The organism is Streptomyces sp. NBC_00659 (assembly GCF_036226925.1).
Taxonomy (GTDB): Bacteria; Actinomycetota; Actinomycetes; order Streptomycetales; family Streptomycetaceae; genus Streptomyces.
In genome coordinates, this window is record NZ_CP109031.1 from 274,553 (window position 1) to 290,283 (window position 15,731).

Annotated in this window: 10 protein-coding genes and 3 pseudogenes; 12 read left to right on the top strand and 1 reads right to left on the bottom strand. The window is 71.2% G+C overall.

Annotated features, from left to right (window positions below; all coding sequences use genetic code 11):
- Positions 1 to 16: 16 nt before the first annotated feature.
- The 12 genes and pseudogenes from OG410_RS01075 to OG410_RS01135 all read left to right on the top strand — a co-directional run.
- Positions 17 to 449, top strand: a pseudogene (locus OG410_RS01075) (transposase); the annotation flags it as partial.
- Positions 439 to 733 (top strand): annotated as a pseudogene (locus OG410_RS01080) (hypothetical protein); the annotation flags it as partial. The pseudogenes OG410_RS01075 and OG410_RS01080, both read left to right, overlap by 11 nt.
- 463 nt (positions 734 to 1,196) lie before the next feature.
- Positions 1,197 to 1,796, top strand: a complete 600-nt coding sequence (locus OG410_RS01085) for a hypothetical protein (protein ID WP_329297302.1) — start codon at positions 1,197 to 1,199, stop codon at positions 1,794 to 1,796.
- A 794-nt stretch (positions 1,797 to 2,590) separates the two neighbouring features.
- A pseudogene (locus OG410_RS42475) lies at positions 2,591 to 3,212 on the top strand (winged helix-turn-helix domain-containing protein); the annotation flags it as partial.
- A 189-nt stretch (positions 3,213 to 3,401) separates the two neighbouring features.
- Positions 3,402 to 6,305 carry a helix-turn-helix transcriptional regulator gene (locus OG410_RS01100; RefSeq protein ID WP_329297303.1) on the top strand — a complete coding sequence of 968 codons (2,904 nt, stop codon included), beginning with the start codon at positions 3,402 to 3,404 and terminating at the stop codon, positions 6,303 to 6,305.
- A 93-nt stretch (positions 6,306 to 6,398) separates the two neighbouring features.
- The gene (locus OG410_RS01105) at positions 6,399 to 9,518 is read left to right on the top strand and encodes a helix-turn-helix transcriptional regulator (protein WP_329297305.1); all 3,120 of its coding nucleotides are present in this window, start codon (positions 6,399 to 6,401) and stop codon (positions 9,516 to 9,518) included.
- Positions 9,519 to 9,684: 166 nt separating this feature from the next.
- A complete protein-coding gene (locus tag OG410_RS01110; protein WP_329297306.1) occupies positions 9,685 to 10,788 on the top strand; it encodes an MBL fold metallo-hydrolase in 1,104 nt (367 codons plus the stop codon).
- 246 nt (positions 10,789 to 11,034) lie between these two features.
- Positions 11,035 to 11,838 carry an alpha/beta hydrolase gene (locus OG410_RS01115; RefSeq protein ID WP_329297307.1) on the top strand — a complete coding sequence of 268 codons (804 nt, stop codon included), beginning with the start codon at positions 11,035 to 11,037 and terminating at the stop codon, positions 11,836 to 11,838.
- Positions 11,839 to 11,946: 108 nt separating this feature from the next.
- Positions 11,947 to 12,735: an SDR family NAD(P)-dependent oxidoreductase gene (locus OG410_RS01120; protein WP_329297308.1), complete on the top strand. Its 789-nt coding sequence runs from the start codon at positions 11,947 to 11,949 to the stop codon at positions 12,733 to 12,735.
- A 70-nt stretch (positions 12,736 to 12,805) separates the two neighbouring features.
- On the top strand, positions 12,806 to 13,819 hold the full coding sequence (locus tag OG410_RS01125) for an alpha/beta fold hydrolase (RefSeq protein ID WP_329297309.1): 1,014 nt from the start codon (positions 12,806 to 12,808) through the stop codon (positions 13,817 to 13,819).
- Positions 13,816 to 14,295, top strand: coding sequence for a cupin domain-containing protein (locus OG410_RS01130; RefSeq protein WP_329297311.1), 480 nt, complete (start codon positions 13,816 to 13,818; stop codon positions 14,293 to 14,295). The genes OG410_RS01125 and OG410_RS01130 overlap by 4 nt, the downstream gene beginning before the upstream one ends.
- Positions 14,296 to 14,375: 80 nt before the next feature.
- On the top strand, positions 14,376 to 15,257 hold the full coding sequence (locus OG410_RS01135; protein WP_329297312.1) for an alpha/beta fold hydrolase: 882 nt from the start codon (positions 14,376 to 14,378) through the stop codon (positions 15,255 to 15,257).
- Positions 15,258 to 15,282: 25 nt separating this feature from the next.
- Here OG410_RS01135 and OG410_RS01140 read toward each other — a convergent pair whose 3' ends face one another.
- Positions 15,283 to 15,615 carry a hypothetical protein gene (locus tag OG410_RS01140; protein WP_329297313.1) on the bottom strand — a complete coding sequence of 111 codons (333 nt, stop codon included), beginning with the start codon at positions 15,613 to 15,615 and terminating at the stop codon, positions 15,283 to 15,285.
- Positions 15,616 to 15,731 lie beyond the last annotated feature (116 nt).

Below are 15,731 nucleotides of genomic sequence, written 5' to 3' on the forward strand. Positions count from 1 at the left end.
CCTCGGCCCGTAAGAGCGTATGTGGGCCCGGCTCCACCGGGCCGTCCTGGACGAGCTCGGCTCACGTGGGCAACCGACTGGTCCAGGTGCGCGATCGACTCGGTGAGCATTCGCGCCCTCAAAGGGGGCATCTGGCGGGATCGAATCCGACCGACCGCGGTAAAAAAAGGGATCTAAAATCCATCTGATCTGCGACCGCACCGGCCTGCCCGATCTCACGCGCGATCTCGGGCGCCAACCTGCACGACAGCCAGGCTTTGGAACCCTTGATTCGAGGTATCCCACCGATCCGCTCGCGTCGTGGGCCGCGTCGGCGTCGTCCGGCCAAACTGCACGGCGACAAGGGCTACGACTACGCCCATCTACACCGCTGGCTGCGCGAGCGCGGCATCGTGCCGCGGATTACCCGGCGTGTCATCGAGCCCTCCCAACGCCTCGGTAGAGGGCGCATGCAGGCATCTCATCGGCGACCGCCTGGAGATCACCGGAGCAAGGTGGGGACTCGACGGCGCCGAAGCCGTCCTCGAACTCCGCGCGGTGAAGGACAACCAAGACCTCGACGCCTACTTCGCCTACCACCTCGCCCGCGAACACCAACGGCTCTACCCCCACCCCTGACCAGCACGACTACGACCTCACGAACTACTCTTCGAACAAGACACCGCCCCAACCCCGGGCCGCCAGGCTGACGGCGGCGAGGCGCAACGGGCTCAGCCGCCGCGCAACCGGCTGAGCGCGCCCTTTTCCCCGGCCGCAGCCGTATCGCCCATCCCGCCTGTCTCTTACTCCTTCACTCCAGGCAGGGCAATCATCTGATATCGGCGCTGGGACTGCTCACGCAAACCAACTGGCCGTTATCAAAACTCCACGTGCTGACACATCCACGTCGAAAAATCAATACCGACAAACCGATACAGTTCAACAGGTCTACGCAGGCGGGTGTCCTGAACGGAGGGGCGGGTCGGGAAGCCCACGGTGTCCGGACGCGATGCTGTCACCTTCGCCTTTCCCCATGAAGATTTGCCGCCTGGGTCCCGTGTCTGGGATCTTGTCCGGGGCGGCGATCTCAAGCAACGCGCTCAGCCATCGGAACCACTCGCCTCGGTCCCAACCCAGGCCTACCGGTGGAACCGTGGTCAAGCTGCGAGCAGCGGATCTTCGGACTGTCCATGGCCATGCGAAGAAGGAGAAATAGCGTGAACACCGAAAAGGTTACGGCTCGACGTCTTACAGTCGAGGAAGTTTCAGAATTGGGCCTCCAGGAGGAGATCTTCGTCTCGGCAGAGCTGGACGATCTTTCTCTCGACTGCTACGCTCCGGCCTTCCTCACGAAGCCGGGGAAGTATTTCGATGGAGGATCCTTCATCGCAAGGACAATTTTCGGTAAGGAAATTCACGTTCTTCCGAACAATGTTGAAGAGCGTGGGATCTGGGTTGCCGACGAGGCTGGGGAAGAAATCGAGGTTCTCCAGAGTGCCGGCGTCCTCCTGAACCTCGCTCTCTTCGTGCCCAACGGGAACAAGGAATCTCTGGAGTCGCTCTACACCGCAGCAAGAGAAGCGTTCGGCGCGGGAATCGTTCAGCGCTGGAACGAGGAAGTCGTGGCGGTGCCGGACGTCAAGGTCGACCTGTTCGAAGAGCCGGCCCGCGGGCGAAAGAACACGGGCGGCCAGAACCGCGACCGCCGCGCCTTGGACATCTACCCCACCCGAGTGCGGTTCATGGAGCCCAGCGTCGGCTGGAAGTTCATCGTCGAACCGCACCAGGAGGCCATCGACGACACGCCGACGATCTGAGCTGACAGCAGCCCGGAGAAGGTACACCGGCGGCTGTGATCTCTCACAGTCCGATTTCTGCACGCAGCATGAGCCAACCGGCTCGGGGTGGGACGGGGCGTTGGTGTCGGCGCCCCGCCCCGCGTCACCCGCATAGGTTGCGGAGCGTTCGGCAACCCGCCACGCGGGAACCTGCGGCTGAAACCGAGCCGGTGCATCAGCCTCGTCGCCCCCGAGACGCTGTAAAATTTGTCAAACACCCACCCCTTGTCCACGACCTGGCGGCGGCCGGTAGCGAAGGCGGTCAAGGAGAAACACCCGCCTCTGGCGGGCCGCGCCAAACAGCACGCATCGGCGGGTCTCGGCACTCCGGGGCCCGCCGACCTGTCATCCGGTCATCCGCGGATCAGAGACAAGCCCCCCAGCGGTGGGAACAGATCCTGACGTTGACGCTCGACCAGGAACCACCACCCCGCGGGATGCAGCAGCCGGTACCGGCATAGTTGGCGCCAATACAGAGGACGACCCAGTCGTACGCGGACGACACGCTGCGGGTGTAGGCCGACCCGACGTTCCGGGTGTCGGACCGCGACTGCGAAGCCGGGGCCAGCCGGACGGCCTCGAGCAGATCCGCGTGCGGGTGCCGGCCCTTTCTCCCCGAACAGGTTCCGCAGCTGCCCCTCGGTGATGACGTCCCCGGCGGCCAGGCCAAGGACGGCGAGTCCGCGGCCTCCCCATCGACCGGCCGGGACACCAGCCTCCTCCTGAGCCTTGGCCAACGGTATGCGGGCCGGGGACCTGGAGGGTGCCGAAACCCTGCCGCGCACGGCTGGGTGGAGGACCAGGTATGGACCGCAGCGCGGGTGGCCACGCTGATCGGCAGGAAGTTCCACGTCTCCTACAGCGCCTCCGGGCCACCAGGTTGATGCACCGGCTCGGCTTCAGCCCGCAGGTGCCCGCACGGCGGGTGGCCGAACGCGATGAGCAGGCCGTGAAGGTGTGGAAGGAGGCGACCTGGGCCGAGGTAAAAGAGCCAGGGCGGCCTGCGGAGGCTGCATTTGCTTCGAGGACGAGGCAGGCTTCACCCGGCGGCCGCCCAAAGGACGCACGTGGGGCCGACGCGGCCGCACGCCGGTCGTGACGGTCAGCGGGCGGCGCTCGGGACGCCTGTCAGTCGCCGGACTGATCGCCATGCGGCCCGGTTCCCGCACCCGACTCTGCCATCGTCTGCGCACCCACCCCGTCGGCAAGGGCAAGCGACGCAGCCTGGGCGAACGCGACTTCATCGCCCTGATCGACGGTGCCCACCAGCTGGTCAAGGCCCCGATCGTGCTGGGGTGGGACCGGCTGAACACCCACGTCTCCCGCAGGATGCGGCAGTTGATCACCGAGCGCGAGTGGCTGACGGTGTTCCTGCTGCCTGCCCACTCGCCGGAACCGGTCTTTCGATAGCCCCAACACCAACCACGACAACCCAACGGAAAGGTCAGTAGCTCCGGACGAGCACGCGTCCGACCGGTGGGATCACTCCTCAACTCCCCGTCCCGACAAGGGCGTCGACGATAAGATGATCTCGCTCGCACCTGCGGCGCACGCACCGATCCGACCTCGCTAGGAGACCAAGACATGAGCGTGGCCGGCAGCGCGTCCGACGCGAGCGCGACCGATGAACGTGAGGTCTTCGTCGGGCGGCGGTCCGAGTCCGAGCGGCTCGCGGCGTGTGTGGACAAGGTGCGCGGCGGTGAGGCGTGGCTGGCGGTCGTCGAGGGTGAGGCGGGGATCGGCAAGAGCGCTCTGATACGCCGGGTGGTCTCCTCGCTGGAGGACTTCACGGTGCTGTGGGCGGTGGGCGATCCCTCGGAGACCGATCTGCCCGGTGGTGTGCTGAGCCAGTTGGTGAGGCGGGTGGACAGGGATCTGGCGGCCCGGTTCCCGCTGCTGGCGCGGCCGGACGCGGCGGGGGTGTCGCCGCACGCCCTGGGCGGGCAGTTGTTGCTGCTGCTGGGCGCGCTGCAGGAGTCCGGGGGCGGGGTCGCGGTCGTCGTCGACGACGCGCACTGGGCGGATCCGCTGTCCTCGCAGGTGCTGGGATTCGTGGTGCGCCGGCTCTGGGCCGACCGGGTGCTGGTACTGATGGCGACCCGTACAAACAGCGAGCAGAGCGGGCAGGCGCTGGAACGGCTGGTGCGGTCCGTCGACCGGGCGGCGCGGGTCGAGGTCGGCGGACTCGGACAGGACGAGGTCGACCAGTTGGCCCGGCGGCTGTTGGCGGTGCGTGTGACACCGGAGCTGGTGACACGGCTGCACGGCTACACGAAGGGCCATCCCCTCTACGTGCGCACGGTCCTGGCGGAGGTACCGCTTCAGGTTCTGGGCGACGAGTCGGCACGGCGGTGGCCGGTCCACCAGTCGCTGCGGGCGGGGATCGGGGCCGCACTGGGGCGCCTTCCCGCCGATTCGGTGGCCCTGGTGGAGGCGCTGGCGGTGCTGGACGGCCGGTTCCCCCTGGTGGGTGTGGCGCGGGTGGCCGGGGTGGACGACGCCGTGCGGGCGCTCGAACCGGCGCTGGCGGCGGGTCTGGTGCGGTGGTGGCCGACGGATTCCGTGGGGCCGGTGGCCTTGGTGCACGGGTTGCAGCGGGACGCGGTCTACGCGGGGATCGGTCCCGAGCGACGGCGCGCGCTGCACACCGCCGCGGCCGAGGTGGTGGGTTCGGGGGCGGCCTGGGCTCATCGTGTGGCCGCGGCCACGTCCGATGACCCTGTTCTGGCGGCCGACCTGGAGCGTTCGGCGAACGCCGAGGCCCTCGCCGGCCGCAACGCCCTGGCCGCCACCCGGTTGCTGTGGGCATCGTCGTTGTCCGAGGACCGCCTGGAACGGGAGCGGCGCCTGCTCACGGCCTGTGCGCAGTGGCTGCTGACCTTGCAGCCGTGGGCCGCCGTGCGGTTGAGGGCGCAGGTGGAGGAGTGCGCGGAGGGAACGCTGCGCAGTTGTGTGCTGGGGGTCATGGACCTCCTGGAGGGCCGGCTGGCCGTGGCCGAGGCTCGGTTGACCGAGGCCTGGCAGGAGGCGCTCGCCGATCCGGACGCGAGCTGGGTGGCGCTCCTGGCCGGTACGTTTCTGACCGTCATCACGATCCGGCAGTGCCGGGGCGCGCGGACGGCCGACATCGCGGGCAAGACGCTGGCGATCGGTGACCTCGACGCGGGCACGTCCGATTTCATCCGCGCGGTGCTGGCCACGGGCCGGATGTGGGACCAGGGGCCCGGTGCGGCGCTGCTGGACGTGGCGCACCTTCCCGTCGAGGCCGCCGAGGCGTCGAACGACCAGCTCGCGACGCTGGCCACCCGTGGTGTCATGCACCTGTTCCTGGGCCGGCTGGCCGCGGCGCGGGCCGATCTGGTCACCGTGGCGCACCGCGACCGGCTGGGCGCGGGGTCCAAGCTCAGCCATCTGTCGTCGTCGCTGCTGGCGGTGGTGGAGTACCTCGCGGGTGACTGGAATGCCAGTGAGAGCGCGGCGGACCGGGCGCTCGCGATCGCCGCGGCCCACGACCACGTCCTCGGCGACGCGGCCACGTGGTTCGCGGCCGTGTGCGTACAGGCGGGGCGGGGGCACTGGGAGGCGGCCCAGGAGTCCGTCGAGGCCCTGGAGCGGATCAACCGGATGCTGGGAGATCCACCGGCGGAGCGTGTGTACGCCGGACTGGCGGGGGCGGTGCTGGCGCAGGCCCGGGGTGACCACGCCGCCATGGTGAGGTCGTTGGCTCCGCTGGTCGAGCCGGTGACCGGAGCCGAGGACAGGGACGGGGACGAGGGCGATCGGGTACGCCTGCGGTTCAAGCCCCTGTGGTTGTGGCAGCAGTCCCTGCTGGTCGAAGCGCTCACCGGGACGGGACGGCTGGCGGCCGCCGCCTGGGCCCTCGACGACTTCTGGCGCGGTTACGACGGCGGTGGATATCTGCGGGTCGTGGGAGCCCGGCTCGGCGGCCAACTAGCCGAAGCCCAGGGGCGGCCGCGTGAGGCGCTGGCGATCTACGCCCAAGCTCTGGGCGAAAAAGAGGACGGCACCGATGGACCCGACGCCGCCGGAAGCCCCGTCGAGACCGACGGGGTCGGTGACGCCGGCGAGGACGCCCCGCTGTTCCGCGCGATGCTGGAACACGGTTACGGCAGGCTCCTGGTGGCGACCAGGACCGGCTCCCGGCGGGAGGCCGCACGGTGGTTCAAGTCGGCCCACGACCGATTCGACGCCCTGCGGGCAGAACCGTTCCTGCAGCGCTGCGAGACGGACCTCGCCGCCATGGGACTCACCGCTCCCGCCCACGCCCGGCAGCACGTACTCGCGCTGACCGAGCGGGAGTTGTCGGTCGCCCACCTCATCGCCGGCGGAAAGACGAACCAGGAGGCCGCGACGGAGCTCTACGTCACCCAGAAGACCGTCGAGTACCACTTGTCGAACATCTACGCCAAGCTCGGCATCACCTCACGCCGCCACCTCGCACAGGCGCTCCGGACCCCGCAGCCCTGACGGCATCGCAGCGGCGGAGGCAGCGGCACGTCGGCGGCCACACTAGGGTCGACCCCCAGGGTCCCGGGGCCCCCGGGGTGGTCTCCTGAGGGAATGACTGGACGCTCCCGGGCCGGAGCCCGCACCCGCCGGGTTCCGCTCACCGGTCGACACGAGGAACTGCGTGCCCTGTCCGACCTGGTCGCGGGTGTGCGTGACGGTATGAGCGCGGCGCTCGTCGTCATCGGCGAGGCCGGTATCGGCAAGACCACGCTGCTGGACCACCTCGCTGAGACCTCGAACGACCTGCGGGTCGTACGCACCGCCGGGACGGAGTCCGAGGCGCGGCTCGGATTCGCTGGCCTGCACCGTCTGCTGCGGCCCTTCCTGGACGGTCTGGAGTCGCTGCCGGCCCCCCAGCACGAGGCACTGGCCTCCGCGTTCGGGATGCTGGCCGCGCCCCGGGCCGATCGCTACCTGGTGGGTATGGCGGCCCTGACGCTGCTGGCCGACGCCGCCTCGGCACGGCCGCTGCTGTGCCTGGTCGACGACGTGCAGTGGCTGGACCGCGAGTCCCGAGACGCGCTGGCATTCGTGGCCCGGCGGCTGGGCGCGGAGGCTCTGGGCCTGGTGGTCGCGGGCCGCGAGGAACCGGGCGGACCAGGCGCGTTCGAGGGGCTGGAGACTCTGACGGTCGGCGGACTGGCCGGCGCCCAGGCGCACGAGCTGCTCGGACACAGCGTGGAGGGGCGGGTGGACGCGGCGGTGGCCGCGCGCATCGTGGCCGACGCCGGCGGCAACCCCCTGGCACTGATGGAGAGCGCCCAGGCGCTGAGCCCCGCGCACCTGGCCGGGACGGCCCCGCTGCTCGAACCGCTGCCGGTGGGAGCCCGGCTGGAGAACCACTTCGGACGTCTGGTGCGGGGCCTGCCTCCGGATACCCGGACCTTCCTGGTACTGCTGTCGGCCGCGCCGCCCGAGGACGCGCTGCTGCTGTGGCGGGCGGCGGCGGAACTGGGCGTCTTCGCGCAGGCCGCGGACGCGGCGGTATCCGCGGGCGTGCTCACCGGCGGGCGGCTGCTGGAGTTCCGGCACCCGTTGATCCGCTCAGCCGTCTACCGCAGCGCCCCGGCCGGTGAGCGCAGGCGCGTCCACGCCGCGCTCGCCGCTGTCAGCGATGCGCTGCGCAACCCCGAGCGGCGGGCCTGGCACCGCGCCGAGGCGACCGTCGGGCTCGACGACGAGGTGGCCGACGAACTGGTCGCGGCGGCGGAACTGGCCCGCGGGCGCGGCGGCTATGCCGAACGGGCCGCCCTCCTGGCCCGAGCGGCACAGCTCTCCCAGGCCAACCGGGCGGTGCGGCTCGTCGAGGCCGCTCGAGCCCATCTCGTGCTGGGCGATCCCGCTACCGCCCAGTCCCTCCTCGCGCAGGCCCAGCCGCTCCTGGCCGGCGGCGACACCGTCCTGCGGGCCCGTGCCCTGCTCACCCAGGCCACCACCGACATCTACTTCGGGCGGCTCGCGGGCCTGGGCTCGCCGCTGCTGGCCGCGGCCGGCGTGGTCGCGGACACGGACCGCGCTCTGGCCCGGTCCATCCTGCTGGAAGGACTCCTGGCCGTGCTGTGCGGTGAACACGACGCGACGACCCGCCAGGAACTCGGCGTGACGATCCTGACCTCACCCGCCCTCAGCCCGCTGGCCCCGGGCCCGCCGGCGCTGCCGGCGCCGGTCGTGGTCCCGACCCCACCGGCCGTGGCCACGAACCTGCCGGCCGCGACCCCGCCGACTCTGGCACCGCCCGCCCTGTTCGCGCCTACCGTGACCCTGCGTGCCCTGGTACCGGCGGCTCCAGCGCCGGAGACCCTGGCGCCAGCGGTCTTCGCCCCGTCGGCCGAGTCCTCGGCCCTGACCACGCTGACCGTGGCCTCACCGTTCGCCACCCCGCGAGCCGCCGCCCCGCCAGTTGCCGCCCCGCCGGCCGTCACCACGGCGGTCGTGCCCCCGACACCTGAGCCGTCCGCCCTCCCCAGCAGCGCCGACCTCCTCCTCGAAGGCTTCGCCCTGCGGATGCGGGGCGGCTACCAGGCCGCCCTGCCTCTCCTCCAGGCCGCACTCGCCGCCCTGGAACGGGACACCGACGTGGTCGGGCACGGCCTACGCGCGGCGACCCTGGCCCTCTACGCCGCCGAGGAGGTCTGGGACGAGACCGGCGGCGCGGAGGCCGCCCTGCTCGTGGAGGCACACGAGCGCGCCATCGGCGCGCTGGGAGCACTGCGCTCCACCCTGCTGGTCCGGTCCACCTGGGAGCTCCGGGCCGGCCGGTTCGCCACCGCCACCGCGTGCCTGGACGAGGCACAGGACCTCGCCGCCGTCATCGGCCAGCCCTCCCCCGGCCTGGCCTACCGTGTGGAGCTCCTGGCCTGGAGCGGCCAGGAATCGGCGGCCCGCACGGCCGCGGACCTCCTCGTACGCAACTTCGCCAGTCGGCACGCGCACGGCGGTCTGGCCGACTGGGCCCGGAACAGCCTGACCGTCCTCGAACTCAGCCTGGGGCACTACGTCCAGGCCGCCGCCCACGCGCGCGTCACCTTCGACGCCGACAACGCCGGAGGCGCCCCCCGCGCCCTGCCCGATCTCATCGAGGCCTCCACCCGCTGCGGCGACCGGCCCACGGCCCGACAGGCCCTCACCCGCCTCGAAGAACGTGCCCTGCCGGCCGGCACGCCCTGGGCCCTGGGACTCCTGGAACGCTGCCGGGCCCTGGTCTCGGCCGACCACGACCGGGCCGAACCCCACTTCACCCAGTCCCTGACCCTCTTCGACCGCACCCAGGTACGCACCGAACTGGCCCGCACCCACCTCCTCTACGGTGAATGGCTCCGCAGGCGCAAACGCCGCACCGACGCCCGGACCCAACTGGGCCATGCGTACCGGATGTTCACCGACATGGGGGCGGCCGCCTTCGCCGAGCGGGCCCGGACCGAGCTGCTCGCCACCGGCGCGCACCCCCGCAAGCGCGCCGGCCGCTCCCCGCACGACCTCACCGAGCACGACCTCACTCCGCAGGAACGGCGCATCGCCACCCTCGCCGCGCACGGAACCACCAACACCGAGATCGCGACCCGGCTCTTCATCACGCGGTCGACCGTCGAGTACCACCTCAACAAGATCTTCCGGAAACTCGACATCACCTCCCGGCGACAGCTCAACTCCTTGCTGACCAGCGAGAACTGAGCCTGTCGCCTGCCACTGGCGGATGGCACCCCAGTCCGGTCGGGGGCCGGGCGCGCGCCGGGACTGGGGGTTCTCCCCGATACGAACCAGGAAACGCGGGTGATGTCCTGCGGTCGCCGCACCCGCCGCCGACGACCCCGCCGGCCCCCTGGAAGGCCTCGAACCCATGACACCGGAATCCCGCCCCACCACGACCGCGAACCGCCGCGCGTTCCTCAGGACCGCGACGGCCGCGCTGGCGGTCCCCACCGCGGCCGTCCTCGTAGGCGAGGCACTGCCGGGCACGGCACACGCCGCCACCGCCACCGCCACCGCTTCGACGGATCTCCCCGACTTCGCCCCGGTCCCCACCGCCGCGACCGGTCCCTCGCTCAACGAGCAGGGCTACTTCGTCGGCCGTATCAAGGGCAACCTGTACTGGGTGACCGACGCCTACTACCAGGCGATGTTCCTGAGCACCCGCGAAGGGGTGGTGCTCGTCGACGCGCCGCCGACCATCGGGAACAACCTGCTGCGCGCCATCGCCGAGGTCACCCGGGCCAACGGCCGACCGCCGAAGGTCACCCACCTGGTCTACACCCACACCCACGCCGACCACATCGGCTCCGCCCACCTCTTCGGCAAGCACGTCGTGCGCATCGCGCACAGCGAGACCCGCCGGCTGCTCCGGCTGGAGGCCGACCCCAACCGGCCGCTCCCGACCGTGACCTTCGACGACCACTTCGACCTGCGCGTCGGCGGGGAACGCCTGGAGCTCGCCTACCACGGCCCCAACCACTCCCCGGACAACATCTTCGTCTACGCGCCCGACCACGCGACGCTGATGGTGGTGGACGTCCTCTATCCCGGCTGGGTGCCGTTCAAGAACCTGGCCGTCTCGCAGGACATCCCCGCCTGGGTGAAGGCGCAGGACACGGCGATGAGCTACCCCTGGACGACCCTGGTCGGCGGACACCTCGGCCGGCTCGGGGTGCGCGCCGACGGCGACGTGCAGAAGCGGTACATCGCCGACCTCACCGACAGCGTGAAGGCCGCGATGTCCCTGGACCCGACGCCGTTCTTCCAGAAGTACGGCCCGTCCGGGAACTCCTGGGCGATCTTCAAGACCTACCTGGACGCCATCGCTCAGCAGGCGGCCGGTCCGGTGATCGCCAAGTACACCGGCGTCCTCGCCGCGGCCGACGTCTTCACCCTCGACAACGCGGCCACCATGCTCGAATCGCTGCGGATCGACGCCGGGCTCCTGGGCCCCTTCGGCACCCGTCCGTAACCGGAGCTCCCGGGGGACGGGGGTGGGGTGGGGGTGGGAACGGACGCGCGAGCCGACGCGTCACCCCGGCCCCGCTCCGGAGTCCACCCACGATTCCGGCACGGACGCACTGGGGTCTTTCCCCGGTACGAACGCCTTCGCCCCCGTGGTGTGCTGGCCCGGCGCCGGACACCTGGCCGTACCGGCCGCACCGCCGTATCGATCACATCCCTGTACCCACCGCACCGACCGAACCGAGAGGTCGTCATGACGCCACCGACCCCCGTCCCCGTCATCTTCATCCACGGCCTGTGGCTGCACGCCACCTCGTGGGCCCCCTGGCTCGACCTGTTCCAGCGAGAGGGTTACGCCCCGGTCGCACCGGGCTGGCCCGGCGACCCCGGCACCGTCGAGGAGGCCCGCGCCAACCCCGAGAGCATCGCCGACCACGGAATCGACGAGGTGGTGAACCACTACGCGGCGATCATCCGGGAGCTGCCGGCCCCGCCCATCGTGATCGGGCACTCGTTCGGCGGCATGATCGCGCAGAAGCTCCTCGGGCAGAACCTGGCGGCCGCCGCCGTCGCGATCGACGCCGCCCAGATCAAGGGAGTGCTCCCGCTGCCGCTGTCCGCGCTGCGCGCGACGCTGCCGGTGTTCAAGAACCCTGGCAACAAGCACCGCGCGGTCTCCCTCACGGCCGACCAGTTCCGCTTCGCGTTCGGCAACGCCGTGTCCGAGGAGGAGTCGGCGGAGCTGTTCGAGCGATGGGCGATCCCCGCCCCGGGCAAGCCCCTGTTCGAGGCAGCCGCCGCCAACTTCAACCCGCACTCGCCGGCCAAGGTCGACACCGCCAACGGCTCGCGCGGACCGCTGCTGCTGATGACCGGCGGCAAGGACCACACGGTGCCGGAGGCCGTCGTCCGGGCCACCCTCAAGCAGTACCGGCACTCCGACGCCGTCACCGACATCACCGACTTCCCCGACCGCGGACACTCGCTGACGATCGACGGCGGCTGGCGCGAGGTCGCCGACACCGCACTGGACTGGCTGCGGCGGCACTCCCTCTGAACGGCGCTTCCGTTGAACGGCAACTCCGTTGAACAAAGCCTCCGTTGAACGGCGCTTTCTCCGAACCGCACTCCACCGACAGCACCGGCATCGTCGAAGGGCCCTGGCATGGATCTGCACCTGACCGGCAGGACCGCGGTCGTCACCGGCGCGAGCCGCGGCATCGGACTCGCCGTGGCCGGGGCACTCGTACGTGAGGGTGCCCGGGTCGTGACCGGTTCGCGGGAGATCACCCCCGAGCTGCGGGCGCTGGCCGCCGAAGGCGACGTCCTCACGGTCGCGGTGGACCTGACCGCGCCCGAAGGACCGGCCGAGCTGGTCGCCGCCGCGACATTCGCCTACGGCGGCCTGGACATTCTGGTGAACAACGTGGGTGCCGTCCGGCCCCGCACCGACGGCTTCCTCGCGGTGACCGACGACGACTGGGCCGCGACGCTGTCCGTCAACCTCCTGGCCTCCGTACGCACCACCCGGGCCGCGCTCCCCCACCTGCTGGAGCGCGGAGCGGGGAGCATCGTGACGGTCAGTTCCGTCAACGCGTTCCTGCCCGACCCGCTCGTGATCGACTACAGCGCGTCGAAAGCCGCACTGTCGAACTTCTGCAAGTCCCTGTCCAAGCAGGTGGGCCCGCGGGGCGTCCGCGTCAACACCGTGAGCCCCGGCCCCGTCACCACCGGTCTGTGGCTGGCGCGCGACGGGGTCGCCGCGACCGTCGCCGCCGCCACGGGCGGCTCCGCCGACGCCGTGGCCGAGCGGGCCGCCGCCGACGCCGCCACCGGCCGGTTCACCCACCCCGACGAGGTCGCCGACCTCGTCGTGTTCCTGGCCGGCGACCGGGCCGCGAACATCACCGGGTCCGACTTCGTCATCGACGGCGGTCTCGTCAGCACCCTGTAACCCCAGGCCCAGCCACAGCCGCAAGCACTCTCATCGCCACAGCCACGCCTTCCCCTTGACTGGAGCACCTGTGAAGCACCGTCATGCCTTCTTCCGGCCACGCGTCCTGGCACCGCTCGCGATCGCCGCGGCGTTCGGCCTCAGCGCCGCCACCCTCTCCGCCGCCACCGTCTCCGCCGCGACCCCGCACACCAAGACCGCGACGACCGCGACCCCGTCCGCCGCCCCCCTGGTACCGCCCGGGTTCACCGAGCACAAGGCCGCCGGCCTCGACTACGTGATCGGCGGCCACGGTCCGACCCTCGTCCTGCTCCACGGCTACCCGGAGACCTGGTACGAGTGGCGCGCCCTCCTGCCGGAGCTCTCCGAGCACTACACCGTCATCGCGCCCAGCCTGCCCGGCGCCGGCAAGAGCGACGCCCCGGCCGACGGCTACGACAAGAAGTCGATGGCCGCAGCCGTCCACACACTGCTCCACAGGATCGGGCACGCCGACGACATCCGGCTGGTCGGCCACGACATCGGCTCGATGGTCGCCTACGCCTACGCCGCCGCGCACCCCCGCGACGTGAAGAAGCTCGTCCTCAGCGAGGCCCCGATCCCGGACGCGAGCCTCTACGAGTTCCCGTCCCTGACCGCGGCCGGCCCGGCCGCCTGGAACTTCGGCTTCTTCTCCCTCGCCAACGGCCTTCCCGAAAAGGTCGTGGCCGGCCGCGAAGAGCAGTGGGTGGGCGGATTCGTCGACAGCCTGGAAGTCCGCAAGGGCTCCGTCACCGACGACGACACAGCCGTGTTCGCCGAGGCCCTGAAGGACCCGGCCCACCTGTCGGCGAGCTTCAAGTGGTTCCGGACCTTCCCCCAGGACGTCGAGGACAACGCCGTCAACCGGCGGACGAAGCTGACCATGCCGGTCCTGGCGATCGGCGCCTCGGGCAGCCTCGGCGAGGCCGTACCCAACCAGGTCCGCCGGTACGCGAAGAAGGTCACCGGTGTCGTCGTCCCCGACTCCGGCCACTGGATCTACGAGGAGCGCCCCGTGAAGATGACCGCACTCCTGCTCTCCTTCCTCGGGCGCACGTCGTGATCGCGCCCTTTCCCGACAACACCTTCGCCGGAGCCGACAGCGAACCCTTCTGGTTCCTCGGCGGCCGGGCCCGGATCCTGGTCCCCGGCAGCAGGACCGGCGGAGCCCTCAGCGTCATGGAGTTCTTCGACACCGCCGGCCACGCGCCCCCGCGCCACATCCACGCGGACGAGGACGAGGTCTGGATCGTCCTCGACGGAGAGGTCTCGTTCTTCGTCGGCGACCAGCGGCACGAACTCGAACCCGGCCAGATCGCGTTCGGCCCGCGCGGGGTGCCCCACAGCTACCTCGTCCGCTCGGAGACCGCACGTCTCGCCGTGGCCTTCACACCGTCGCGGGTCGAGGAGTGGTTCAGCGCGAACGGCACTCCCGCCACCCGCCTCGACGACGTGGCCCCCGCCTTCGACATCGGGAACATCCTCGCCTCCGCGGAGTCCTTCCGCGTGAGCGTCGCAGGCCCGCCGCCGACCGCCTGACCGCCGTCCCCCTGCGACGTGCGACGTGCGATCCCGTACGCCGCGCACTGCCGCAGCCCTACCAAGAGAAGGACTCCGCCATGCCCGGAACCCCGTCAGTCCCGCCGCACGGAAACCGCTGGTTCCACCGGCACGTGGCCATCCCGGCCGCCCTGGCCGTCGCCGTCCTGACCGTGCCGGCCGTCTCCCCGGCATCGTCGGCCTCCTCGGCACCGGCTCCATCGGCGGTGGCCGCACAGCCCCGGCACACCCCCAAGCCCACCGTCGTCCTGGTCCACGGCGCCTTCGCCGACTCCTCCGGCTGGAGCGGGGTCGTCGCCCGGCTCCGGCACGACGGCTATCCGGTCATCGCCGCGGCCAACCCGCTGCGTGGCCTGGACTCCGACGCGGCCTACGTCAGCAGCCTCCTCGACTCCATCCCCGGGCCGGTGGTCCTGGTCGGCCACTCGTACGGCGGTGAGGTGATCACCAACGCCGCGGTGGGGCACGCCAACGTCAAGGCCCTGGTGTACATCGCGGCCTTCGCTCCCGATCAGGGCGAGAGCGGCCTGGCGCTGGCCGGTCTCAACCCCGGAAGCCAACTCGGCGAGGCGCTCGTCGTCCGGCCCTACGCGGTCGCCGGCGGCGGCGGAGCGGACGGATACGTCGACCCGGCGAAGTTCCGCACCGTCATGGCGGCCGACCTGCGAGGATCCGACGCCGAGCTGCTGGCCGCCCAGCAGCGCCCAGTGGACCTGGCTGCCCTCCAGGCACCGAGCGGCGTGCCGGCCTGGAAGACGATCCCGTCCTGGTACCTGGTCGCCGGGGCCGACCGGGCGATCCCGGCCGCGACCGAGAAGTTCATGGCCCGGCGGGCCGGCGCTCACACCGTCGTGGTCGACGACGCGTCCCACCTGGTCATGCTCTCCCACCCCGGCCGGGTCGAGAACCTGATAGTCCAGGCCGCCAAGGCGACCGACTGACCGTCGAGTTCGGATGAGGCTGACCTCAGGGGAGTTCGACGGTCTCGATCCCGGGGTGGACCTTGTGCGGTTCGGCCGGGTGGGCGGTGAGCATCGGCCGGCCGGGGCTGCGGAGGGCGAGGTGGGCGGCGTGGGCGGTGGCGAGGTCGACGCCGGCCATGGTCGCCAGTTCCGAGACCGCCTGCGCGGTGGGGCGGTCCAGGTCGTGGAACTCGAAGACGGGTGCGGCGAGGGCGTCGTCGGCCTGCCGGCGCCGGCGGGGCGAGATGTCACCGCCGACCAGGCCGGCGGCCGGCGCTGCGGTCGGGACCAGGAGGATCTGGATCCGCTCGACCGAGACGACCACGCGGGCGACCATGGCCGACCGACCCGGACCTGAATTTGGCTCTTGCCCGACGGCGGCCAAGAGCCCCTGCCAGCTGAAACCGGCCGGCCGATCCGCTCCCTGTCTTGTCATGCATCCCAAGCGCGAGG